This is a genomic window from Streptomyces sp. NPDC020681 (genome assembly GCF_044334895.1).
GTDB lineage: Bacteria > Actinomycetota > Actinomycetes > Streptomycetales > Streptomycetaceae > Streptomyces.
In genome coordinates, this window is sequence record NZ_JBIRTX010000012.1 from 37,462 (window position 1) to 61,387 (window position 23,926).

21 protein-coding genes are annotated in these 23,926 nt (G+C 69.9%); 8 read left to right on the forward strand and 13 right to left on the reverse strand.

The annotated features are described in order from the left end of the window. The first annotated feature begins 62 nt into the window (after positions 1 to 62). The 5 genes from ACH4YL_RS25930 to ACH4YL_RS25950 all read left to right on the forward strand — a co-directional run bounded on the left by ACH4YL_RS25930 (position 63) and on the right by ACH4YL_RS25950 (position 4,049). Positions 63 to 749: a hypothetical protein gene (locus ACH4YL_RS25930; RefSeq protein WP_398509829.1), complete on the forward strand. Its 687-nt coding sequence runs from the start codon at positions 63 to 65 to the stop codon at positions 747 to 749. Continuing rightward, entirely contained in the window at positions 749 to 1,723 is a 975-nt protein-coding gene (tgmB, locus tag ACH4YL_RS25935; RefSeq protein WP_398509830.1) for an ATP-grasp ribosomal peptide maturase, read from the forward strand. The genes ACH4YL_RS25930 and tgmB overlap by 1 nt, the downstream gene beginning before the upstream one ends. Next, a complete protein-coding gene (locus tag ACH4YL_RS25940; RefSeq protein WP_398509831.1) occupies positions 1,720 to 2,805 on the forward strand; it encodes a methyltransferase domain-containing protein in 1,086 nt (361 codons plus the stop codon). Before tgmB ends, ACH4YL_RS25940 begins: the two co-directional genes overlap by 4 nt. A gap of 138 nt (positions 2,806 to 2,943) precedes the next feature. Beyond that, entirely contained in the window at positions 2,944 to 3,513 is a 570-nt protein-coding gene (locus tag ACH4YL_RS25945; RefSeq protein WP_398509832.1) for a peroxiredoxin, read from the forward strand. A 2-nt stretch (positions 3,514 to 3,515) separates the two neighbouring features. Then, a complete protein-coding gene (locus tag ACH4YL_RS25950; protein ID WP_398509833.1) occupies positions 3,516 to 4,049 on the forward strand; it encodes an alkyl hydroperoxide reductase in 534 nt (177 codons plus the stop codon). A 79-nt stretch (positions 4,050 to 4,128) separates the two neighbouring features. Here the strand turns inward: ACH4YL_RS25950 and ACH4YL_RS25955 are convergent, their stop codons facing one another. The 7 genes from ACH4YL_RS25955 to ACH4YL_RS25985 all read right to left on the reverse strand — a co-directional run bounded on the left by ACH4YL_RS25955 (position 4,129) and on the right by ACH4YL_RS25985 (position 14,882). After that, a complete protein-coding gene (locus tag ACH4YL_RS25955; protein ID WP_398509834.1) occupies positions 4,129 to 5,403 on the reverse strand; it encodes a nickel/cobalt transporter in 1,275 nt (424 codons plus the stop codon). A gap of 10 nt (positions 5,404 to 5,413) precedes the next feature. Continuing rightward, positions 5,414 to 8,770, reverse strand: a complete 3,357-nt coding sequence (locus ACH4YL_RS25960; RefSeq protein ID WP_398509835.1) for a PQQ-binding-like beta-propeller repeat protein — start codon at positions 8,768 to 8,770, stop codon at positions 5,414 to 5,416. A gap of 98 nt (positions 8,771 to 8,868) precedes the next feature. Next, positions 8,869 to 9,639 carry a hypothetical protein gene (locus ACH4YL_RS25965; protein ID WP_398509836.1) on the reverse strand — a complete coding sequence of 257 codons (771 nt, stop codon included), beginning with the start codon at positions 9,637 to 9,639 and terminating at the stop codon, positions 8,869 to 8,871. Next, positions 9,636 to 11,054 carry an AI-2E family transporter gene (locus tag ACH4YL_RS25970; RefSeq protein ID WP_398509837.1) on the reverse strand — a complete coding sequence of 473 codons (1,419 nt, stop codon included), beginning with the start codon at positions 11,052 to 11,054 and terminating at the stop codon, positions 9,636 to 9,638. The genes ACH4YL_RS25965 and ACH4YL_RS25970 overlap by 4 nt, the downstream gene beginning before the upstream one ends. A gap of 175 nt (positions 11,055 to 11,229) precedes the next feature. Then, complete coding sequence (locus ACH4YL_RS25975; protein ID WP_398509838.1) at positions 11,230 to 11,919, reverse strand: transglycosylase SLT domain-containing protein; 690 nt, start codon at positions 11,917 to 11,919, stop codon at positions 11,230 to 11,232. Positions 11,920 to 12,303: 384 nt separating this feature from the next. Beyond that, positions 12,304 to 13,626 carry a PhoH family protein gene (locus ACH4YL_RS25980; protein WP_398509839.1) on the reverse strand — a complete coding sequence of 441 codons (1,323 nt, stop codon included), beginning with the start codon at positions 13,624 to 13,626 and terminating at the stop codon, positions 12,304 to 12,306. 494 nt (positions 13,627 to 14,120) lie between these two features. Further along, positions 14,121 to 14,882, reverse strand: coding sequence for an isoprenyl transferase (locus ACH4YL_RS25985; protein WP_398509840.1), 762 nt, complete (start codon positions 14,880 to 14,882; stop codon positions 14,121 to 14,123). 209 nt (positions 14,883 to 15,091) lie between these two features. Between ACH4YL_RS25985 and mgrA the strand changes: the two genes are divergently transcribed. Further along, entirely contained in the window at positions 15,092 to 16,129 is a 1,038-nt protein-coding gene (gene mgrA, locus ACH4YL_RS25990) for an L-glyceraldehyde 3-phosphate reductase (RefSeq protein ID WP_398509841.1), read from the forward strand. 440 nt (positions 16,130 to 16,569) lie between these two features. Here mgrA and ACH4YL_RS25995 read toward each other — a convergent pair whose 3' ends face one another. Further along, positions 16,570 to 16,923: a winged helix-turn-helix transcriptional regulator gene (locus ACH4YL_RS25995; RefSeq protein ID WP_398509842.1), complete on the reverse strand. Its 354-nt coding sequence runs from the start codon at positions 16,921 to 16,923 to the stop codon at positions 16,570 to 16,572. 114 nt (positions 16,924 to 17,037) lie between these two features. Between ACH4YL_RS25995 and ACH4YL_RS26000 the strand changes: the two genes are divergently transcribed. Beyond that, a complete protein-coding gene (locus ACH4YL_RS26000; protein WP_398509843.1) occupies positions 17,038 to 18,195 on the forward strand; it encodes a winged helix DNA-binding domain-containing protein in 1,158 nt (385 codons plus the stop codon). 18 nt (positions 18,196 to 18,213) lie between these two features. Here the strand turns inward: ACH4YL_RS26000 and ACH4YL_RS26005 are convergent, their stop codons facing one another. The 3 genes from ACH4YL_RS26005 to ACH4YL_RS26015 all read right to left on the reverse strand — a co-directional run bounded on the left by ACH4YL_RS26005 (position 18,214) and on the right by ACH4YL_RS26015 (position 21,077). After that, a complete protein-coding gene (locus tag ACH4YL_RS26005; protein WP_398509844.1) occupies positions 18,214 to 19,758 on the reverse strand; it encodes a DUF2079 domain-containing protein in 1,545 nt (514 codons plus the stop codon). Positions 19,759 to 19,807: 49 nt separating this feature from the next. Next, positions 19,808 to 20,203, reverse strand: coding sequence for a cupin domain-containing protein (locus ACH4YL_RS26010; RefSeq protein WP_398509845.1), 396 nt, complete (start codon positions 20,201 to 20,203; stop codon positions 19,808 to 19,810). An 82-nt stretch (positions 20,204 to 20,285) separates the two neighbouring features. Further along, complete coding sequence (locus ACH4YL_RS26015) at positions 20,286 to 21,077, reverse strand: prepilin peptidase (protein WP_398509846.1); 792 nt, start codon at positions 21,075 to 21,077, stop codon at positions 20,286 to 20,288. A gap of 41 nt (positions 21,078 to 21,118) precedes the next feature. Here ACH4YL_RS26015 and ACH4YL_RS26020 point away from each other — a divergent pair, with 41 nt between their 5' ends. Then, positions 21,119 to 21,493, forward strand: a complete 375-nt coding sequence (locus ACH4YL_RS26020; RefSeq protein ID WP_398509847.1) for a DUF192 domain-containing protein — start codon at positions 21,119 to 21,121, stop codon at positions 21,491 to 21,493. A 15-nt stretch (positions 21,494 to 21,508) separates the two neighbouring features. On the opposite strand, the gene ACH4YL_RS26025 is transcribed toward ACH4YL_RS26020, so the two are convergent. Then, the gene (locus ACH4YL_RS26025) at positions 21,509 to 22,537 is read right to left on the reverse strand and encodes a phosphotransferase (protein ID WP_398509848.1); all 1,029 of its coding nucleotides are present in this window, start codon (positions 22,535 to 22,537) and stop codon (positions 21,509 to 21,511) included. 6 nt (positions 22,538 to 22,543) lie between these two features. Continuing rightward, positions 22,544 to 23,836, reverse strand: a complete 1,293-nt coding sequence (locus ACH4YL_RS26030; protein ID WP_398509849.1) for a hypothetical protein — start codon at positions 23,834 to 23,836, stop codon at positions 22,544 to 22,546. Between the last annotated feature and the right edge of the window lie 90 nt (positions 23,837 to 23,926).

The window sequence follows — 23,926 nt, forward strand, 5'->3', positions numbered from 1 at the left end:
CACGCTGCGCAGTTAGCTCAACGCAGACCGCGATCAAAAGCGGCCACGAGAGGAGACGTGTGGTGAGCACAGTGACCAACGGAGATACACCGCCGAATGGCAACGGGATCGATGACGGTGTGCGACCTGTCGAGGTGGAATCGATCCGCGACACAGTGACCACGGCGCTCAAGGAGATTCCGCTCTCTACGGGGGAGCGAGCGCGCGTTGACGTCACCACGGCGACCTTGATCGGTCATCTCAACCTGCTGCTGGCAGAGGAGCTCGGGTACGAAGCCGATCATGTGGTCCCGGGCCTTTATCGGGCCGCGTACAAATTGCTCGACCTCAGCCGCCGCCCGACGCCCACGACCACGACGTTCGGGGCATGGGAGTACATGCGCGACATCGCCGGGATCACGAAGCGTCTTCTCGACGCATGGGTGGAGCTGTATGGGGAGGCCGCCATCGATGACCAATGGCCTCGCCCCCGAACCCCCTTCCGGCCATCTGCCGGCGGGGTTGGAAACCACATCACCGGAGGATCAATGACCACTGCCACGATCCCGTTCGCCGCCCGCGCGGCCGCCCCGCCGTGCCTCGTGAGCACCTCCCTCGCGGGAGTCACCTGGGACAAGACCCGTCAGCTCAACGTGCAGGCGGACGGTACGCCTTGGCACACCGCTGACCACGCCGCCTCGACCACCGACACCAACCTCGATGGCCAAGGCGACGACGTGGCGGATCCCTACTTCGCTCCCGCTTCCTGATGGCGGCCGCCCGACCTGTGCTCGTCGTTGCCGAACAGCTGGATGCGTCCGCGGACATGGTCGTTGACCAGTTGAACCTGCGAGATGTGCCCGTGACGCGTTTCGACTCAGCGGACTTCCCAGAGCAACTCACCCTGACCGTCAGCCATGCGCCGAATGCCCCGGGGTGGCGGGGAGTACTTGATGACGGACACCGATCGGTGCGGCTTCAGGACGTCCGAGCCGTCTACTACAGGCGGCCCGGACGCCCCGTCATCGCCGATGCCGTGGCGGAGCCGTACGCGACGTGGGCACAGAATCAGGCAGACGCGGCGCTGCTGAACGTGCTGTCAGCGCTCCCCGTGCGCTGGATCAACAACCCGCACTCCGACCGCGTCGCCGCACACAAGCCACAGCAGCTCGTAGCGGCCGCCCGCTCCGGGCTAACGGTCCCGCGCAGCCTCATCACCAACGATCCAGTCGCAGCCTGCGCCTTCGCCAGGAAGGTGGATGGCCCGCTGATTTGCAAACCTGTCCTGGGCGGAAGGCTGGACACGGGTGGAGAACGGGCACTGATGGTGGCCACTCACCGAATCGACCCGGCTGACTTCGACGACAGCATTCGCCTGACCGCGCACTACTTCCAGGAATCCATCCCCAAGCAGTACGAGGTACGCCTAGTGGTCGTCGACGGCCACATGTTTGCCGGCACTCTGTTAGGCAGGTCCGAGAAGGCACGCACAGACTGGCGTACGGACTACGAGGCGATCGAGTACGGCACCACCATCGTGCCTGAGTCGGTGGCGGCAGCTGTGCGCCGCTTCATGGCCTCCTACGGCATCGTGTTCGGATCATTCGACTTCGCCGTCACCCCGGACGACGAGTGGGTGTTCTTCGAGAACAACCCTGCGGGAACCTGGTCATGGGTCGAGAACCGCACGGGGTTACCCATCGCTGCCGCCCACGCCGACTACCTGCAAGGGGTGCCCGTATGACCTGGCCGAACATGGGTGCAACGAGCGCGCTGCGCCAGACGCTGGCCGCCGAAATCGACACCGGGCAGTCGAGCAAGTGGCTGTCGGCATTCGGCGAGGTCCCGCGGCACCACTTCACTCCCACCTTCTTCCGCCAAGATGCCCGCGGAGACTGGAACGAGGTCACCTGGGGAGATCCCGGATACCTGGAGACCGTGTACTCCAATACGGCACTCACCACCCAGCTCGATGAGCACGGCATCCCCACATCCTCGTCCAGCGAGCCGGCGCTCATGCTGGCCATGCTCGACGCGCTCGATGTAGAGAGCGGAGACACCGTCTTCGAGCTGGGCACCGGCACCGGATACAACGCGGCCTTGCTCGCATACCGGCTGGGCCCCGAGAACGTGACGACCATGGACGTCGATCCCGAGCTGGTGACGCGAGCCTCCGATCGTCTGTCGACGCACGGACAGAAGCCTCTCGTCATAGCTGGGGACGGCGCACTCGGCTACTCGGCCCGCGCACCCTACAGCCGGATCATTGCCACGGCTGCTCTGCGCTGCATCCCACCCGCACTCCTCAACCAGGCTTCTGTAGGTGCGGTCATCGTGGCCCCGATCGGGTTTGGCGTCGCACGGGTCACCGTCACAGCCCCCGGCCACGCAACGGGACGTTTCCTTCCAACGCCCGCGCACTTCATGCCGCGCCGCACCCCTGGCACAGCGCCGGATTTTGCGGCCCTGACCAATCAGCCCGCCACCCACAATGTCCTCCGCGTTCCAGACGCGCTCGACCGGCTGAAGTTCCCGATGTCTCTCGCGCTGCCCGGCTACAACTCATGCTCATGGCGCGATGAGGGCGGCAACCTGAGCGGCATTGGCCTGTGGACTGATGACGGCTCGATCGCACTCGCCGATGCCGCTGGCCGCGTACGGCAGACCGGCCCACGAAGGTTGTGGGACGCGATCACGGAACTCGCCGAGATCTTCCCGCACGGGGCCCCTGCCCGCGATGACTTTGGCCTCACGATCGCTCCCGCCCACCAGAGTGTCTGGTACCGCGAACAGGGCGGGCCGTGCTGGACGCTGGCCACCACTTAAGCGAGACCGATAGGCGGCATCTATCAATCGGAGCCGATGTGCCTATTTCTGTGATCAATAGGCCTCGTGGCAGGGTGAGCCTCAGTCCAACCCCTCACGTACGTCCCTTTTGGTGCGTACGGCGCTACAAGGAGTGCAATGCTCACCGTCGGTGACCAGTTCCCCGAGTTCGACCTCACGGCCTGCGTGTCCCTGGAGACAGGCAAGGAGTTTGAGCGCATCGACCGCGAGTGGCTGAAGCTCAACCGCGAGGAAAAGGGCTGGCTGGTGGTCTTCGCGTGGCCGAAGGACTTTACTTTCGTCTGCCCCACCGAGATCGCCGCCTTCGGCAAGCTGAACGACGAGTTCGCCGACCGCGACGCGCAGGTCCTCGGCTTCTCCGGCGACTCCGAGTTCGTCCACCACGCCTGGCGCAAGGACCACGCCGACCTGCGTGACCTGCCCTTCCCGATGCTGGCCGACTCCAAGCACGAGCTGATGCGCGACCTCGGCATCGAGGGCGAGGACGGCTTCGCGCAGCGCGCCGTCTTCATCGTCGACCCGAACAACGAGATCCAGTTCACGATGGTGACCGCCGGGTCCGTGGGCCGTAACCCCAAGGAGGTCCTGCGGGTGCTGGACGCTCTGCAGACCGACGAGCTGTGCCCGTGCAACTGGAAGACCGGCGAGGAGACCCTCGACCCGGTCAAGCTTCTGGCCGGTGAGTGAGCATGGCGCTCGATGAGCTGAAGTCCGCCATACCGGACTACGCCAAGGACCTGCGGCTGAACCTCGGTTCGGTGATCGGTAACTCCGAGCTGCCGCAGCAGCAGCTGTGGGGCACGGTGCTCGCGTGCGCGATCGCCTCCCGCTCGCCGCGGGTTCTGAAGGAGCTGGAGCCGGAGGCGAAGGCGAACCTCTCGGCCGAGGCGTACACCGCGGCGAAGTCCGCGGCGGCCGTGATGGCGATGAACAACGTCTTCTACCGCACGCGGCACCTGCTCTCCGACCCGGAGTACGGGACGCTGCGCGCGGGTCTGCGGATGAACGTCATCGGCAACCCGGGCGTCGAGAAGGTCGACTTCGAGCTCTGGTCGCTGGCGGTCTCCGCGATCAACGGCTGCGGGCAGTGCCTGGACTCGCACGAGCAGGTGCTCCGCAAGGCGGGTGTGGACCGCGAGACGATCCAGGAAGCGTTCAAGATCGCCGCGGTGATCCAGGCGGTGGGGGTCACGCTGGACTCCGAGGCCGTCCTGGCCGGCTGACCGGCTGACCGGCTAACTCGCTTCGTCACGACAGGGCGCCCCCGCCGCGTGCGGGGGCGCCTTGTCGTCGTACCGGGCGCTACGGCGCGAGGAGTTGGGCCGCCGCGAGCGCGGCAGCGACCGTGCCGCCTATGACGACGGCCGAGGCCGCGAACAGCGGGAGCCGCAGGGTCCAGACACGCAGTGCCCGGGAGCGGGACACCCGCTCCAGCAACGCGTCACGACCGCGCAGCACGATCAGCCCGACGCCGGTGAGCGTCACGGCCATGCCGACGCCGAAGGCGGCGACCATGGCGAGTGCGATGCCGGCCTTGCCGGTGAGCAGCCCGGTCAGCAGCACAAGAAACGCGGACGGCGAGGGCAGCATCCCGCCGGACGCCCCGAGGAGCACCAGCCCTCGCCGGGTGAGCAGCGAGGCGGCGTCGGGGATGTCGTGGCTGTGGGAGTGGCCGTGCGCCTGGCGGTGGTCGTGCGCGTGTCCGCCGGCCTGTGCATGGGCGTGGACCGGCATGGGCTCCGGCGCATGGCCGCCGCCCCGCAGATGCCGGCGCAGCAGCCCGACCCCCACCCCCGCCACGACCACCGCCGCGATCAGTTGCAGCCAGCGCGTCAGCGACGCGATGTCCGGCGTGCTCTCGGCCGCCAGCCACCAGCCCACCGCGAGCGTCGCGACCGACAGGGTGTGCATCACCGCGACGATGCCGCCGAGCCATACCGCGTCGCGCGGTCTGCCGCGGCCCCCCACGAGAAAGCCCGCCGCCAGCGACTTGCCGTGTCCGGGCGCGCAGGCGTGCAGCGCACCCACGGCCGCCGAGACCAGGAGCGCCGGCAGGAGCGCCGGGCCGCCGGTCAGGAGGGACGTGAGGTCGGTGGTCCAGGTGGAACCCGATGAGGTCGCGTCAGCCGTTCCGGCCGAGAGCAACGCCACCGTGCGCGTGGGCGACTTCGCCGTGTGAAGGCCGCCGGTGCCCACCGGCGTCACCGAAAGCGTGCGGTACGCGGGGTCGATGTCCGTCAGCGCCGTGACCGTCAGGCTGATCCGGTCGGCCGGTCGCGGGCAGACGAAGCGGAGTTTCATGCCGTCCGCCCGGTCGACCCGGCAGGCCAGCCCCTCCTGGCCTACGGCGATGTGCGTGCGCAGATAGCCCGTCACGTCGCCGCCGGACTCCCGTGTCAGGACGGCGACATCGTCCTTCTGCGCGGACCAGGTCGCGTCGACCGCCGCACCCGCGGCCTCGACCCTGACGACCGGTGGTGTGCCGAAGGGGTGCGCCTGGGCCGTCCCGGCGCTGCCGCAGAGCAGCGCCGGGACGGCCAGCAGGAAGACCAGCACCCCGGTACGGAGTGATCGCACGGCGCGTGCCTCAGTTCCGGCGCGCGGCCAGCGCGTGGACCGTGCCGTCGTCCGTGAGGGCGAAGACATGGTCACCGCTGACCGAGAGCGCCGATGCGACGCCCGCGCCGAGGTTGTACGAGGCGAGCTGCCGGCCGTTCGCCCGGTCCAGGACCAGCACGCGCCCGTCCCAAGTACCCACGTACACCAGGGACTTTGTAACGAGCGGATGCATCGTCGGCGAACCGTCGCCGGCCGTGCAGCCCATCGCGACCCGCCAGGGGTCGTCCAGCGGGCTTTCGCCCGGCAGGTGTCCGGCCTTTGTCTCCCACACCGGCTTCGACGGGTCGGCGGCGGCCGTGTCGTAGGCGCGTACGACGCCGTCGCGGCCCGCGACATACGCGATGTCGCCCCAGACCGCGGGGCTGGTGAGCGGCGCGCGTCCCGGCTCGCAGGTGCTGCCGCCACCCAGCTTGGACTCCCAGGTCACCGTGCCCGTCTTCGGGTCGTGACCGCGGGTGCCGTACGCCGTGAAGGTCACCAGCTCCGTCTCGCCCGACGCGGGCTGCGTCAGTACCGGGGACGAGTGGCTGTCGATGTCGCCCGCGGTGTCCTTCACCCACAGCTGCTTGCAGCTCGCGAGGTCCATGGCGATGACGCTGTTGCTCGACATGGAGTGCAGGTACGCGGTGTTGGAGCCGGGTTCGCGGATCGCGGTGCTGTGCGCCTGGCCCCAGGAGAACGCTGCTCCGAATCCGCCGGGCAGCAGCCCGCCGGTTCCGGCGTCGCGGCAGCGGATCGTGTTGGCGTCCTGGTAGACGGCGACCGTGCGGTCCTGGCCCGCGAGCGGGAACACGGAGACCGGTCCGCCCGCGCGGCCGTAGCGGCGCACGGTGTCGCCGTGGGTCTCCTCGCGGTCGATCGACTGCCAGGCAATGCGGCCATTCGCCGCGTCGAGCGCGTAGATCCGTCCGACGCCGGTCGTCAGATAGACCCGTCCGCCGTGGAGGGTCGGCGCCGATTCGGCGTCGCCGTCCAGGTAGGTGCGCCAGAGCTCGCGGCCGGATGCGATGTCGTACGCGAGCATCATGCTGTACGGCGAGTCGAACGCCCGGGACGCGACGATCAGTCTGCCGTCGGCGACGACCGAGCCGTTGAGGTTGAACTGTTCGCCGGTGTGCCGGGCCCATGCGAGATCCAGCCGGGCGCCGGGCTCGTCGCCGCTCGCGGACCGTCCGGCTTCGTCACCGCCCTGCCGCAGCCAGTCCTGCCCGGTCTTCGGCTGCGCGAGCTCGGAGTCGCGTACGACCTCGAAGGTGTTCCGGACCACGGGGAACTGCTTGCCCCGGGTGTCGTACGCGATCGTCTCGGCGGTGTACGTGCCGGGCCGCAGCCCGCGCAGCATTCCGCTCGCCCGGGTCCAGGCGCCGCGCGCGTCCGGGCAGGGTTCGGGCGTGCCGCCGGGCGGGGTGTAGCAGTTCTCGATGGCGGGCCCGGCGGATCCGGCGTCCGGCTTGCCGAAGCGCATGCTGTCCCGCTTCACGACATGGCCGCGGCCGTCGCGGACGGTCAGCGCGGCCTTCGCGGGCGTACGGCCATCGTCCTCCGCGTACACCTCGACCGGGACTCCGGTCTTCGCTCCGTGCACGCTGCCTTGCGCCGGGCTGACCAGCGCGGCGTCGTCGTCGATGTCGAACTGCCGGTGGATGCCGGTCACATGACCGGTGTCCTCGTTGCGCCGGGTGCGCGGGTCGTCGGTGATGGAGCGGAAGTCGAGGACCTTGTAGTCGGGGTGTGCGCCGTCGATGCCGTACGTGCCCTGGTTGTTGATCTCGACGGACCGCTTGAAGGCCCCGCGCCGGAACTCGGCCTGCTGGTTGTGGCCCGCGGCCACCATCCGTACGTCGTACTTGGCCAGCTCGTCGATGGTCGGCTGCATGCCGGCACCCGGGCCCCACTGGGTGAACAGCGAGCGGTGCGCGAAGACGAACACCTGCTTGCCGGCGGCGTGCCGGGCCAGGTCCTGGCGCAGCCATTCCAGCTGCGGTTTGAGCCCGCTCGCGTCGTAGTTGTCCTCGAGTACGACGATGTGGCGGCCGTTGCGGTCGAAGCTGTACCACTCGGGCGCGAGGTTGCGGCGGTAGTACTCCAGGCTGCCTGCGTAGCCCTGGGAGGTGGCGGTGCCGCCGAAGTCGTGGTTGCCCATCACCGGGTAGAAGGGATGGCCGAGCCGGCCCTCCGCCAGGCCCTTGCTGAACAGGTCGTACCCGCCCTGGCGGCGCGGCTCCGCCGCGTAGTCCGTGACGGTCAGGTCGCCGGTGGCGATCTGCATCGTCGCGCCGTCGACCTCGGACATCGCCCGGACCTGGCCGGTCCACTGGGGCAGTGCCGTGCGGGCTTCGGCGTCGGTGCGGTTGCCGACCTCGGTGTCGGAGTTCATCACCCACTTCTCGGTGGGGTTCGCGGCGTTGCGGTCGGGCACGAGCGCGAAGTCGACGCCGGTGCCGCCGGTCTCGGAGACCTTCCGGAAGAACTGCGGGATGTAGTCCTTGCGCAGGGCGGGCGTGTATCCGTCCGGGGACACGACGCTGACGAGGTCGGTCTCGCGCCGGGACGGATCGATCTGCAGGCTGTACGTGCCGTCCGCGCCGGTGGTGGCCCACACCGCGCCGTCGGTGACATCGACGCCGGGCATGGCGCGCTCGCCGTTGTCCCGCTTGCCGTTGCCGTTGCGGTCCTTGAACACGGTTCCTTCGACGGTGACGGCGGCCGCTTCCGCGTTCGCCTGCGCATCGTCGGCGAAGGCCGTCTGCGGCGCGAGGAAGGACAGTGCGACGGCACCCACCGTCGCCAGCCGGACCGGTTGCCGGGTGCGCCGCAGCTGCCGGGCGGCGAGCAGCAGCACCATGCCGGCTGCGGTGATCAACGCGACGGTGAGCCACGGGAACTGCGGCAGCGCGTGCGCGCCCCGGGCGTCGACGAGCGGGGTGTCCGCGGAGGCGTCGACCGCCGTGCCGTCGAACTCGACGACGACCTGCGTCAGTCCGCCCTTCTCCAGCAGCGTGCTCAGGTCGAGCGCGTCGAGGTGGCAGCTCCACGCCAGTTCGATGACGATGCCGCCGGGCACACCTCCGTCGTCGCCGGGCACGCCCGAGCCGGTGGCCGGGCAGCCGGCCGGCAGCACCGAGGACGCCCAGGCGCCGGCCCGCGCGGCGGGCACCACGTCGTGGTGCACGACGAGGCGGCCGCTGGTGACGTTGTCACCGGTGGCGACGACGAGTTCGGCGTGCTCGCGTGAGACATGCGCCAGCGCGGGCTGGGCTCCGATGCCCAGCACGAGGAACAGCAGCGCGAGCGTGAGCCCGGCCGCTGTGCGTATGTGTTTCATGGGGCGGACGCTAGCGATCAACCACCGGTTACCGGCCAGGTCAGAATGGGTTTCACCGATCCGTCCACAAGAATTCAGCGCCGCGTAGGAACGTCGTCTCAGGCGGGGCTCTGGAGCCTGGCCATCAGCGCTTTCATGTCCTCGATCATGAAGGGCCTGATGCCCGACAGGTCGGCCTCCACCGCGTCGTCCGAGGTGGACCGCTGGCCGGGCGTGATGCCGATCGTGAGCACCGCCTGCCCGTCCAGTACGTGGAGGGACGGCGTCTCCTCGCTGTTGGTCTTGACGAAGTAGGCGCGCTCGCCGAGGTCGTCGACCCGCTCCAGCTGGACGCTGTTGTTCCCGTACAAGGCGTCCCTGCCGGTCGTCGCCTCGAACTCCGGGCCGGGGTCGGTCTGCTTGTGGAGTGAGTAGCTGACATACGCGGACGGCGGATAGGTGTCGTCGGCGGGCCCGTATTCCTCGGGGTTGCCCAGCGTGACCCAGCAGGAGGTCATGTCCAGGCTCGTGTGTTCACGCGTCGCCGGCACCCGGTCGTCCCTCCTCTTCTTGCCGACCGCGGTGCCAATGGCTTTGAGTTCGGCGTCCACACAGAGATTGCGGGTGGTGCGGTACCGGCCGAGGTCCGGGCCCTGTCGCTCGTAGGCGTACAGGCCTCCCGCCCACACCGCGGAGGCGACGACCGCCCCGCCGAGCGCCCACAGCCATGACGTCAGCGGGGGCCAAGTGAAGGGTTTACGGTCGGCTCTGCCGACGGTCTCGGCCGCGTCGGACTCCTCGGCCGTACCGTCCTCCGGGGCCCGCTGACCGGGGATCTCCCGGGCGCCGAACGGCTCTTCGTCGTCGACCAGCTCGGGTTCGGATATCACTCCCGCTCCTCCGCGGCCGAGGGAGACGCGGTCGCAGTCGCGGTCGCGGTCGCGGTCGCCGGCGTGGACGTGGCCACGGGCGTGGATGTGGGCGCCGGGGTCGGGACGACCTCGACCGCCGTCGCGCCGTGCGGCGGCGGCGTGTTCCGCAGGTTCTGCTCCTTGGCGTACGCGCGCAGATACCCGACCACCGTGTTGGTGACCGCCACCAGCGGCACCGCCACCACCGCGCCGCCGATGCCCGCGGTCAGTCCGCCCGCGGCGACCGCGAGGACCACGGCCAGCGGATGGACGCGTACCGCGCGGCCGAGGATGAACGGCTGCAGCACATGGCCCTCGAGCTGCTGTACGGCGAGCACCACGATCAGCACCATCAGCGCCGTGAACACGCCCTGGGTGACGAGCGCGACGACGACCGCCAGCGCGCCGGAGATGACCGCGCCGACCAGCGGGATGAAGGCGAAGAGGAAGATGAAGACGGCGAGCGGCACGGCCATCGGCACATCGAGGAAGTAGATGCCGAGACCGATGAAGATCGCGTCGATCAGCGCCACGATCACCGTGCCGCGCACATACGCGGTGAGCGTGGCCCAGGCCCGCGGGCCCGCACCGGCGACTCCCTCACGGGCCTGCGCCGGGACCAGCTTGAGCACCCACTGCCAGATGCGCTTTCCGTCGTAGAGCAGAAAGAGCGTCGAGAACATCGCCAGCAGGATGCCGGTGAGCACCTCGACCATGACGGTCACGCCCTGCAGACCGGCCGACGTGATCTCCTCGGTGTTGGTTCCGATGGTCTCGCTGAGGTTCTCCGCGATGTCGCTGATCTGCTGCTCGGTGACATGGAACGGACTGTCCAGCAGCCAGCGCTTGAGCTCCTCGATGCCTTCCTTGACGCGGTCGGAGAGATTGTCGAGGTTCTCCATGACCTGCCAGACCACGAACCAGCCGACCAGGCCAATGATGACGAATCCGGCGATCGCGGTCACCGCGGTGGCGAGCCCGCGCGGCAGTCCCCACCGCTTCAGCCGGGCCACGGTGGGCTGGAGCATGGCGGTGACGAGCAGCGCGGCGACGAAGGCGAGGACCACCAGCTGCACTTCGCTGATGACCCGCATCAACACCCAGAGCATGCCTGCCAGTACGAGCAGCCGCCAGGCTGCTTCCGCGGCGACACGGATGCCCCACGGAATGGCGGCGACGGGATCGGGCTTGGCCGCTACGGCGGGTGCGTACGCGGGCGGCGGAGGGACGCTGCCGGCAACGGTCCCGGACGGGGAGCCCGACGTGGCGCCGGACGGCGCCTCGACGCCGGGCAGTTCGTCCGCGCCGTCCTCTTCGCGGCGTTCGTCCAGGCGCTCGGACATCTTGGTGAGCCCGGCGCCAAGACCGGCGAGCCATCCTGGCAGTCCTGACATGATCTTTCCTCTTCCCCCCACCACTCCCCCCGCGGTTCGGCCACTGGGGCGTTCCGTTTCCCGCCGGGGGTCCGGGGGTTGTCCCCCGGGAAGCACAGTCCGACCGACGGTACACGCACAGAGCCCCTCACCGTAGGACGGTGAGGGGCTCTGCGAAGTTGAGCGTCGGCGAGGCCTAGTACCAGTGGTTGGCCTGCCAGAACGACCAGGCGCCACAGGGGCTGTCGTACCGGCTGTTCATGTAGTTGAGGCCCCACTTGATCTGGGTCGCCGGGTTGGTCTGCCAGTCGGCGCCGGCCGATTCCATCTTCGAGCCCGGCAGTGCCTGGACGAGACCGTACGCGCCGGAAGAGGGGTTCTGCGCGCGGTAGTTCCAGCTCGACTCGTGGTCCACGATGTTGCTGAAGCACTGGAACTGGTCGGCAGGAACCATCTGCCGTGCGATCGCCTTGACTTCGGCGACGGTGTAGGACGACTGCGCGGAGAAGCTGGACGCGTCACGGACGGCGTCGCGGCTGGCGCGCTCCTTCGCCTCCGCCTCGCGCTCCGCCTTCTCCTCGGCGGCTTCCTGCTTCGCCTTGGCGGTCTTGGCCGCCTGAATGCGGGCGGCCTCCTCTGCGGACTTCTGGGCGGCCGCGTCGGCGGCGGCGGCCTGGGCCTCCGCCTGCTGCGTCAGGGACGCGACCTGAACCTGGGCCTGCTGGCCCATGGGTATGTCTGCGAGGAGAGTCGCGTCGGCGGCGGTCGTCTCGAGGTCGTCCCCCGAGGTCTGGGTGTTGCCCGAGGCGACGCCCACGACGGCTCCGACGGTGGTGACCGCGGTGGCTGACGCCACGGCGAATCCCCGGACCGAGATCCGGCTCACACGGTTTCCTTCCAGCATCGCCCGCACAGGTGACCTCGCGCGCGAATCGTGCCCCTGACGCTGGCCTCCCCACTGCATGGGTCACAGGAGGCGCTGGCCCGTGGACAACTTCCTTGCGGAAGAGCCCTGTAGCTCGGGCGGCATACGACGAAAAGTCTTGAGTTGTGTGTTGCTGTGCACCACGAGTGGTGCTGGTGTGCCGTATGCGGAGCCTGACGGAAGCAAGACTCTGCCGGAAGCCGACACCGCAAGGCAATTCTTCGTTGCGTGTGAAAGCTCACATCCCGTTTCGGCCAGGAGTTTTACGGAAACCGGCGCACAGCATGACGCCGCCCGGCTAAGCTCCTCAGCTCTGCCGGGCGGCGCCAACTGCCTTATTCCGTACTAGATGTGGCCGTCCTCCAGCATTTCGGTCACGAGCGCGGCGATCTGCGAGCGCTCGGAGCGGGTGAGAGTGACATGCGCGAAGAGCGGATGGCCCTTCAACTTCTCGACAACGGCGACGACTCCGTCATATCGGCCGACGCGCAGATTGTCCCGTTGTGCCACGTCATGCGTGAGAACAACCCGGGAATTGGCCCCGATTCGGGACAGAACCGTCAGCAGCACATTCCGTTCCAGCGACTGTGCCTCGTCGACGATGACAAACGCGTCGTGCAGCGAGCGGCCGCGGATATGAGTGAGCGGCAGGACCTCGAGCATGCCGCGCCCGAGTACCTCCTCGATCACGTCACGGCCCGCCACGGCGGAGAGCGTGTCGAAGACGGCCTGCGCCCAGGGGCTCATCTTCTCGGCCTCGGTGCCGGGCAGATAGCCGAGCTCCTGCCCGCCCACCGCGTACAGCGGCCGGAAGACCATCACCTTCTGGTGCTGCCTGCGCTCCAGCACCGCTTCGAGGCCGGCGCAGAGCGCGAGCGCCGACTTTCCGGTGCCGGCCCGGCCGCCGAGCGAGACGATGCCGATGTCCGGGTCGAGCAGCAGATCGAGCGCGATGCGCTGCTCGGCGCTGCGGCCATGGATGCCGAAGGCCTCGCGGTCGCCGCGCACCAGCCGGACATTGCCCTCGGCCGTGACCCGGCCGAGCGCCTTGCCGCGCTCGGACTGGAGCACGAGTCCGGTGTGCACGGGCAGTTCCGAAACATCCGGGACGTACAGAGTCTCCTCGCCGTAGAGCAGATCCACCTGTTCGGCCGAGAGTGACAGTTCGGACATACCGGTCCAGCCGGAGTCCGTGATGGCCAGCTCGGCCCGGTACTCCTCGGCCAGCAGGCCGACGGAGGAGGCCTTGATACGCAGCGGCAGGTCCTTGGAGACGACGGTGACGTCGTACCCCTCCGCCTGCAGATTTCGCGCTACCGCCAGAATCCGTGAGTCGTTGTCCCCCAATCGGAAGCCGGCCGGGAGCACGCCGGGATCGGAGTGGTTGAGCTCGACACGGAGCGTGCCGCCGAGGTCGCCCATCGGGATGGGGGCGTCGAGGCGGCCGAACCGGATACGGAAGTCGTCCAGCAGGCGCAGTGCCTGCCGGGCGAAGTAACCGAGCTCCGGATGGTGCCTCTTGGCCTCCAGCTCCGTGATCACCACGATCGGGAGCACGACTTCATGCTCGTCGAAGCGGTTCAGGGCGTGCGGGTCGGCCAGCAGGACGCTGGTGTCGAGAACGTAAGTGCGCCGGTCGGGCATGCGGCGCTTTGTGCTGGTCACCACGGAAGGACGTACCCCCTCGAATGAGGTCGGCGATGCGACACTGTCGCGGGCCATGGGGTCTCCCCGCCGAAGGCAGGGGACGGGCCGGGCTCTGGCCACGATGCGCGGGCCGAGCTCCGGCCCTCCGCTCGGTCCGCACAGGGGGTGCGATCCATCGTGTGCAAAGGGCCTCCCGGGTGAGCGGTACCGGCCGCTCACTGAGATACGACGTTCGTGGATCGGACGTCGACCTGGAAGGGATATTCCCTCGAACATGCGCTGCCATGCCATGGCATATGACGACGCGTGGATGAACAGAGGGTGATCACCCTGCTGGGGGTGCGTAGGGGGTGTCTTTTGGATCAGGCCGGGTCAGTGAGCGGGGTCTGGTGCGTGCAGTTGCAAGGCGGAGGAGGGAGACATGGCGGAGCCATGGCGACTGACGACAACGCGGCAGATGGGCGTGCCAGGGCACGCGAGCCCGGCACGATCCGAAAGACACCCCCTGCGAGGGGTCAGTTGCCGTAGCGGCGGTGGCGCGCCGCGTAGTCGCGCAGGGCGCGCAGGAAGTCCACCTTGCGGAAGGCGGGCCAGAAGACTTCGCAGAAGTAGTACTCGGAGTGTGCGCTCTGCCAGAGCATGAACCCGGAGAGCCGCTGCTCGCCGCTGGTGCGGATGACCAGGTCCGGGTCGGGCTGGCCACGGGTGTAGAGGTGCTCGGAGATGTGCTCGACGTCGACGATCTCGGCGAGCTCCTCGAAGCTGGTGCCCTTGTCGGCGTGCTCCAGCAGAAGGGAGCGGACGGCGTCCGCGATTTCCTGCCGGCCGCCGTAGCCGACGGCGACATTGACGAGTATTCCGTCGATGCCGTCGGTCGACTGCTCGGCTTCCTTCAGTACGGACTGGGTGCGGGCGGGCAGCAGGTCGAGCGTGCCGACGTGGTGGACGCGCCAGCGGCCGTCGGCGGCCAGGTCGCGCACGGCGTTCTCGATGATGCCGAGGAGCGGGACCAGCTCCTGCTCGGGACGGTCGAGGTTGTCGGTGGACAGCAGCCAGAGGGTGACGACCTCGACGTCGGTCTCGGCGCACCAGCCCAGCAGCTCCTGGATCTTGCTGGCGCCGGCCTTGTGACCCTGCTCGGTCGTGCCGCCCGACGCCTTCGCCCAGCGACGGTTGCCGTCGAGGATGACGCCGATGTGCTTGGGCACCTGGGCGTGGTCGAGTCGGCCTTCCACCCGGCGTGCGTAGAGCCCGTACACCAGGTCGCGCAAGTTCACAGAGTCCACCTCTCGGTTCCGTCGGGCCCACCCGCCCTGTGCCCGGGTTCCGGGCGCCCGCGGCGTCGGCCGTCGATGTCGCGGTCCCGGGCGATGCAGCACCGTTCTTGGCCCCCGCGGTGCGGCAGTCCCCGAAGCCGCCACAGTACTGCGCACCGGCCACGGCCACCCAACCCGGCCTGTCACAAGTCCGTGATAAGGAGGGATACGTGACTGATTCCCTTTCCTACCGAGCCTCGGCGGACCGCTACGAGTCAATGGAGTACCGCCGCAGCGGCCGCTCCGGGCTGAAGCTTCCCGCGATCTCCCTCGGCCTCTGGCACAACTTCGGCGACGACCGCTCGCTGGACTCGCAGCGCGACATCCTGCGCCGCGCATTCGACCTCGGCGTGACCCATTTCGACCTCGCTAACAACTACGGGCCGCCGCCCGGTTCGGCCGAGCTCAACTTCGGCAAGATCTTTGCTCAGGATTTTACGGCATACCGGGATGAACTGATCATTTCGACCAAGGCCGGCTATCTCATGCATCCCGGGCCGTACGGCGAGTGGGGTTCGCGCAAGTATCTGCTCTCCTCGCTCGACGCGTCCTTGAAGCGGATGGGCCTGGACTACGTCGACATCTTCTATTCGCACCGCTTCGACCCGGACACTCCGCTCGAGGAGACGATGGGCGCGCTGGCCTCGGCGGTGCAGCAGGGCAAGGCGCTGTACGTCGGCGTCTCCTCGTACAACGCGGAGCAGACCGCGGAGGCGGCCCGGCTGCTGAAGGAGATGGGCGTCCCGGCGCTCATCCACCAGCCGTCGTACTCGATGATCAACCGCTGGATCGAGGACGACGGGCTGCTCGACACGCTGGAGAGCGCGGGCATGGGCTGCATTTCCTTCGTGCCGCTGGCGCAGGGCCTGCTCACCGGCAAGTACCTGACGGGCATCCCGGAGGGCTCGCGGGCCACGCAGGGCAAGTCGCTGGACCCGAACCTGCTCTCCGACGAGGTGCTGCGGCGGCTGAACGGCCTGAACGACATCGCCGTACGTCGCGGACAGTCACTCGCCCAGCTGGCGCTCAGCTGGGTGCTGCGGGATCCGCGGATGACGTCGGCGCTGATCGGCGCGTCCAGCGTGCGGCAGCTGGAGGAGAATGTCGCGGCGCTGGCCGGACAGCCGCTGAGCGACGAGGAGTTGAAGGAGATCGACACCTTCGCCGTGGACACCCAGGGCACGAACATCTGGGCCGGGCGGAGCTGAAAAGAAACCGGGCCGGTCCGTGGGGGGGGATACGGACCGGCCCGAGGGGGGGTTTCCACCATAACGCTTCGTAAGTGGTGGTGAGTGCCACGCCGTGCCGGATATACGCATCGAATCCGGCGGACGGTGGGGAGCCCGCCTGGCCCCGGTGCGGAAATCAGGGGTTTGTGGGCCCGGTGCGGAGCCCTCAGCTAGGGCCTGTCGTCTGGATCAGGCCGGATCAGTGAGCGGGGTCTGGTGCCGTGTATCGCAAGGCGGAGGAGGGAGGCATGCCGGAGCCATGCCGACCGACGACAACGCGGCGAGGCGCGGTGCCAGGGCACGCGAGCCCGGCAAGATCCAGACGACAGGCCCTAGCCCTCACGAGGGACCTCGGGTCAGGGGCGCCGCGTTGACGCGATGTGACGCCCCGGAAGATCCGGCGGTGATCCCACAGGATGTCAGGCGACCGGTTCCTTGGTCTTGTTCGCGATGATCTGCTGCATAAAGACATCGCCCCACTCGCCGAGCGGCAGCAGCGCGGTGTTGAGCGCCTGGCCGAGTTCGGTGAGCGAGTACTCCACGCGCGGCGGCACCTCCCGGTACACCTCGCGGTGGACGACTCCGTCGGCCTCCAGCTCGCGCAGCTGCTGGATCAGCATCTTCTCGGTGACACCGGACACATGGCGTTTCAGCTCACCGAAGCGATACGTGCCGTCGTGCAGCGCCCACAGGATGAGCGGTTTCCACTTTCCGCCGACGACATCGACCGCGGCGTCGAGTCCGCAGGTGTAGGGCGACTTGACCTTGGCCACGGGAACTCCTCGGGTGTCCTTCCATACTTACCTTTTCGCCAGTACAGCACTTCCGTGGGCATACGGTTCGGATCGAGGACAGGAACTGGCCTATATCGCTCCTAGAGTCGTTGCATGACGACGCGAGAAGTGACCTGGGCCGAGGCCGTCGCGCGCAGGCTGGAGCGCCAGGGACTGGCCGCCCCCGCCACGAGTTCACCCGCCGGGATCACGGCCGCGATGCTCGGCGCGCACGCGCAGGTGCTCTCCGCCGCCGAGATGTCCGTGGCGCTGCGGCTGGCCGGCGGCGCGACGCGGGCCACGGTGCGCGAGGCCCTGTGGACGGACGGCAGCCTGGTGAAGACGTACGGGCCGCGTGGCACGGTCCATCTGCTCCCGTCCGCGGACCTGCCGCTGTGGACCGGCGCGCTGTCCGCGATCCCGGCGGGCGCGAGCCCGATGCCGCAAGAGCTGCGGCTGACGGCCGAGCAGACCGATCAGATCGTCGCGGCGATCGGCGACGCGCTCGCCGGCGCCGAGCTGACGATCGACGAACTGACCGAGGCGATCGTGGAGCGGACCGGGCCGTGGGCCCGGTACCCGGGCTTCGACGCCTTCCAGGGCGAGTGGCCGCGCTGGCGGCAGGTGATGCACACGGCGGCCCACCGGGGTGTGCTGCGCTTCGCACCCAACCGCGGCCGCAAGGCGACGTACACCAGCCCGGCGGTCACGCCCATGGACGGGCCCGCCGCGTCGGCGGCGCTGGTCGAGCGCTATCTGTACGCGTACGGGCCGGCCACGCCGCAGCACTTCGCCAAGTGGCTTTCCGCGCCGAAGGGTTGGGCCGGCGGACTGTTCGAGGCGCTGGCCGGCGAGGAGCGGATCGAGGAGGTCGCCTTCGAGGGCGCGCCTGCATTTGTGGTGGCGGGCGACAACGGGTTCCCGGCGGATCCGCCGCGGGGTGTGCGGCTGCTGCCGTACTTCGACGCGTACGCCATCGCCTCGCAGCCGCGCGAACGGCTCTTCGCCGGCCGCGCGTACGAGCGCGCCCTGGCCCGCGGCCAGGCCGGGAACTTCCCGGTGCTGCTCGTCGACGGCGTGGTGTCGGGCGTCTGGCACCAGCGCCGCACGGGCCGCCGCATCGCGGTGACGGTCGAGCCGATCGACGCGCGGACGCTGCGGCCGGCGTCAGTCCGGCGGGCGCTGGAGGAACAGGTGGCACGGGTGGGCGAGATCCTTGAGGGCACGGCGACGCTGACGGTGGGCGAGGTGACGGTGGGCGCGCACGCGTAGCCGCCTCGGGTGCCGGTGTCAGGACCGCCGCAGCAGGGTGATCCCCGCGCGTTCCGCCACCACGTCGTACCCGTACAGCCGCTTCGCCTTCTCCAGTTCCGCCGCCTGTTGCTCCGGCGGATACGGCCAGTGGCCCGTCTTGTACGGCCAGGCCGCCGGGGCTTCGCGGTCGTGGATGATCCAGTCCGCAGTCGGGCGCGGCAGCTGTTTCTTGTCGTACTCGTACAGCCGCGCGTCGACCGGGAACGACGGAAACAGCACCACCTGGCAGCGCGAAGTGAGCTGCGGGGCAAGGCGGTTGGAGGCCGCGACCGTCGCGCCGTCCGGGATGCGGGCGAGCAGGGCGCGGGCCGCGTCGATGTGCGCGGTGCTGCGCCAGGTCGCCCGCTGGGCCAGCTGCGCGAGCGGGAACGACGGCAGCATGACCACGGTGACCGCGAGCACCGTCAGGAGCGACGCCCGGATCTGGCGGGCCGCGAGCGGATGGTCCACGGTCCGCCACTGCCGCAGCGTGTCGATGAGTCCGGCGATGACGATCGGCATCAGTACGGCGCTGTAGTGGAAGGCCGTGCCCCAGTGGAAGCCGTTCTGGGACAGCATCCGCCAGGCGAGTGTCGGCACGGCGAGCAGCGCGAGCGGCGAGCGCAGCGCGAGCAGTGCGGACGGCGCGAAGACCAGGACCAGTGTCATGGCCTTGATGTCCGGGCGCAGCGCGTCGAGCGGTGCGAAGGCGATGGTGCCGAGCAGTGAGGAGTGGGCGCCTTCGGCGAGGTTGCCGCCGTGCGCGTAGCCGCCCGCCGGGTTGAACGCGGGCAGCAGCAGTTTGATCTCGACCACCGATGCGACCAGACCGGTCACCGCGGTGGCGATGCCGAGCCGCCTGGCCCCAGGTCCCTTCCAGGCGACATACGCGCCGAGCGCGGCCAGCGTGAGCCCGAGGTCCTCCTTGATCAGGACCAGCGGGGCGGCCCAGATCACCGCTGCGCGCCACCGCTGTTGGCCGAGCGCGGTGACCGCGAAGGACAGCAGCGGCACCGCGAGCGCGACCTCGTGGAAGTCGAAGGCCGCGGCGGACGCGATGCCCCAGCTCAGTCCGTAGGCGACGGCGACGGCATGCGCAGGCCGCCGGCCGAGCGTCCGCAGGGCCCAGGCCGTCAGCGGTACGGCGCCGAGCGCGAGGAGCGCGGACTGGGCGAGCAGCAGACAGACCGGCGAGGGCCACAGGCGGTAGAGCGGTGCGAGGACGGCGAGTGCCGGGTGGAAGTGGTCGCCGAGCAGATTGAAGTGCTCGCCGCGCAACGGGACGAGGGGCGCCCGCAGTTGGGAGTAGGCGCGGACGGCCTGTTCGAAGATGCCGAGGTCGTAACCGGTGGTGCGGAGCAGCGTGTGGCGGCGTACGGAGACGGTGGCGTAGAGCAGAAAGAACGCCGCCGCCCAGCTCCAGGGGAGCAGTGCGGCGGGGAAGCGGGCAGCGGGGCGGGATCCGGGTTCCGGCGACGGCGCGGGGATCAGAGACCGAAGCAACCCGCGCCGAACCGCCATGTTGTCAGGAAATGTCCGCATGCATCCGGATGCTAGACGGCGGGCCGGACGGGCCCCGGGCAGAACCGCCTCAGGACAGGTCGTGTCCCGTGGTGCTGTCGACATGGTCCGGGATCGCGCCGTCGTACCGGTCGCCCGTGGTCTTCGTACCGGACGGCTCGAACATCAGGATGGAGCCGCCGGGCGAGGACGGCTTGTGCTCCACGCCCTTCGGAACCACGAAGGTGTCGCCCTTGTGGAGCTCGACCGTGGACTCGGAACCGTCGGCGGCGCGCAGCGCGATGTCGAAGCGACCGTCGAGTACCAGGAAGAACTCGTCCGTGTCCTCATGGACGTGCCAGACGTGATCACCGGCGGTGTGCGCGATCCGTACGTCGTAGTCGTTCATCCGGGCGACGATGCGCGGGCTGTAGACGTCGTCGAACGAGGCGAGGGCCTCGGTGAGGTTGACCGGCTTGGTGTTCATGCTCCTGATGCTGCGCCTCGGCGCGCGTGCTGTCTTGTACGGACGTGCGGCGGGCGGCGGGCGGCGGGCGGCGTGGCCACGGTCAGACTGCCGCGGCGAGCGCGCCCAGCAGTACGCCGGCCAGCGCGCCACCGATCATGAACGGCCCGAACGGGATCGCCGTCCTGCGCCCCGCCCGGCGCAGCGCCATCAGCCCCAGGCCGTACAGCGAGCCGAGCAGAAAGCCGGTGAAGGCGCCGGCGAACAGGACGCTCCAACCGTACCAGCCGAGGACGACGCCGAGCGACAGCGCGAGCTTGACGTCGCCGAAGCCCAGGCCGCTCGGACGGATCAGGAACAGCACGAAGTAGCCGGCGCCGAGGACGAGTCCGCCGAGCAGCCCGGTGAGCCAGGAACCGCCGTCGCCGGGCAGCAGCTCGGCGAGACCGAGCAGTACGGCGGCGGCCCCGGCGAGCGGCAGGGTGAGCTGGTCGGGCAGCCGGTGAACCCTGCGGTCGACCAGGGCGAGGAGTACGGCGAAGGGCGCGAGGAGCAGCCAGACGGCGAGTTCCGGGCGGGGGCCGGTGGCGGCGGCGAGCGCCGTGCAGGACAGGGCGGTGACCAAGGGGACCAGGTAGGAGACGGGCACCGCCGGGCGCTCGGGTGCGGGGCTGTCCGCCGTACGGGCCGGGACGGCCGGGACGGCCGTGGCGCACGCCGCACATCGCGCGCCGCCGATCCACCCGCGCGCGAGGCCCGCGTACGGATGCCCGGCCGGACAGGAGTCGCGCCAGGCCTCGTCCGGCTCGACGGCAAGCCGGTACGCGGCACGCGGCAGGAACAGCCCCGCGGCGAGGCCCCAGAGGGCGGCGACGGCGATCAGCGTGGCGTACACGGCACAGAGCGTAGGCACGGCGGGCGCTACGGTCTACGGCCATGGGGCGAAGGCGGCAATGGCGGAACGGGACCGGGTCGTTGACAATCGCCGGCCGGGACGCGCTCGTGCCGCTGGAGATCGCGGCGACGTACGGGCCGCGGCGGCGCGGACTGCTGGACCGCGACGGCATCACCGGCGCGATCCTGCTGACGCCGTGCAACAGCGTCCACACCTTCCGGATGCGCTTCACCATTGATGTGGCGTATCTGGACCGGGAGTTGAGGGTCGTGGACATCCATACGCTGAGTCCCGGACGGATCGGCAGGCCAAGGCTCCTGGCGCGGCACGTGCTGGAGGCGGAGGCCGGCGCGATGGCGGGCTGGGGCCTGGCCCGCGGCGTACAGGTGACGATCGTTCCCGCTGCGTCGGCCTGAGCCGCCGTCGCTCGGCTACGGCCTGCGGACCGGCACCGGTCCCAGTTCCGGCCAGCGCTCCCGCATCCGCCCTCGCAGATCCGCGGCGAGCACGCTCAGCCCGCTCATGGTCGCGGTGTCCACGGTCAGGTCGGCGACGACCCCGAGCCGGTGCAGCAGCCGCTCCCGCGCGGTCACCGTGCCCCACTCCCAGTCCTCGCCGAGGGCCCGGGCCAGCTGGTCGACGGTCCGCCGCTCGGCGCGCTGCACCAGGGCGTCGCCACGGATCAGCCAGCCCGCGCAGGCGTCGGCGAGTTCGCCGTCGACGTCCGTTCCCGTCGCCGCGCGCCAGGTGCTGCGGTACGCCTGCTCCGCCTCGGCGAGCAGTGGTCCGGGCGCGGTGGTCACGCACCAGCAGGTCGGGAAACCGATGCGCAGATAGGCGAGTTCCATCAGCCCGTTGCCGGCGCAGGCCTGCTCGAAGTCGACGAAGCGGATGCCGTCGGCGGTGTGCAGGTCGTTGCCGGGACACGGATCTCCGTGCAGCAGGGCCCTGCGGCTCAACTTGCCGAGCCGCAGCACGAGTTCACCGAGCTCGTGCTCGACACCCGGCGGCACTCCCGCGCCGAGTGCCCGCGCGAACGCCAGAAACGACTCGATGTCCCGCTCGTCGGGCCCGGCCCACCGGGGCAGCTCCGTCCCGTCTCCTCCGGCGGCGTGCAGCCGGGCGAGAGCGGTGGCGTACTCCACCTGCCACCCGTTGCGCGGCCGCCGGTGCTCCACGTGCTCAAGGACCAGTACGCGCTCGCCCGCGTCCGTCCCGAGGACCCGCGGCACCACGGCCGGCCGCACCCGCCCGGCGCAGCGCAGCGCGGCCACCTCGCGCGCGTACCGCTCGTCGGCCTCGGCGCCCGCGACGAGCTGTTTGACGACGGCGCGCGTACCGCCGCCCAGCTCGACGCGCCAGACGGCGGACCGCGGACTGCTGCTGAGCCGGCGAACCTTGCGCGGCACGCCCAGTTCGTCCCGCAGCCGCTCACCCAACGGCACTCTGTACACGACCATGGCGCGTCACTCCTCCCCTGCGGCCACCAGCTCGTCCCTCGCCGAGGGCATCGCCGGGACCCGGCCGCCGCGACGGGCCAGCGCCGTCCAGGCGGCGAGGACCAGCACCAGGACCGTACCGATGCCGATGCCGGCGAGACCGACCGCCGTCAGCAGCGCGTCACGGCCGCCACCGGCCTCGTGGTCGCCGTCCGGGATGCCGAAGCCCGCCGCGACCGCGTCGCCGTCGTACGCGGGTCCTTGCTGCGGCTCTCCCTCGACACCCACATGCAGGGTCATCGGCAGGGTGCTGCCGACCCGCTGGTCGAGCGAGACGCGGACGTAGTACCAGCCGGAGAAGCGCATCGCGGCCGTGTCGTCCTGCGCGGAGGTGCGATGGGCGAAGGCGGCCGGAGCGGTGCGCAGGCTGACCGTCGCGGGCTTGCCCAGATAGGTGGAGTCGGCGCTCTCGACGAAGCCGCGGGCGGTGTTGAACAGCGACAGCCGCAGCCCGCCGGCCACCGCCTCCGGCTGCCCGGTCGTCGAGTTCGCGAACTCCGCGTCGAGGAACAGGCGTTGCCCCCAGTCGACCGGCACTCTGTAGAACCGGCTCTCACCGGGGCCCAGTTCGTCCTTCCAGACCCCGCGCCCGACCGCCGGCGCATCGTTGAAGCCCGTGCCGCCGCTGATCCCTTTCGCCGCACCCACAACCGGCACGGGCGCCGGCGAACTCCACGACGACGGCGCCGACGGCACCACCGCCCCCGCCTGAAGCCCGGGCTCCGTCATGTACTTGATCTCCACCGGCCAGCTCCGGGCGCCGGATGTGTCGGCTGAGCCAATCCACTCGACGCTGTAGAGATAGTCGCCCGCGCTCTGGCACTCACGGCCCCTGCCGATGCGACGAGTCGCGTAGTCGGCTATCGGCCGTGCGGTGCCGCCGCCGAAGGTGACGTCGTTGCTGACGCTGCACATGGCGCCGTCGGTGGACTCCAGGACGATCCGTACACCGTCTGCCGAGCCGACCCGGCTGCCGGGCGGCGGGGCGAGCACGGTCGAGACATACGCGTTGGACTCGGCGTCGAGCACCACGCGGTAGAACTTCTTCTCGCCCGCGGAGATGGTGTCGGTGTACGTGCCGGGCCGCAGCCGCGGTCCTTCGGTGCTGGACGCCGTGCCCGTAACGGGCTTCGCGTCGGGGGCCGTTCCGTACGGAGTGACCTCGTCACGCCCGTACGGCGAGGCCGCTTCGGCGGGCCCCGAGACGAGAACGATCCCGAAGAGAGCCGCCGCGGCCACTGCCGCCCTGGCCCGTTTCATCTGCGCGCTCCTTAAGGCCACGTGGTCCACTGGTCGAAAGCCGGCCCGCAGCGTACTGCGGGCCGGCTGCGCCATAGGCGACCTGTGCGC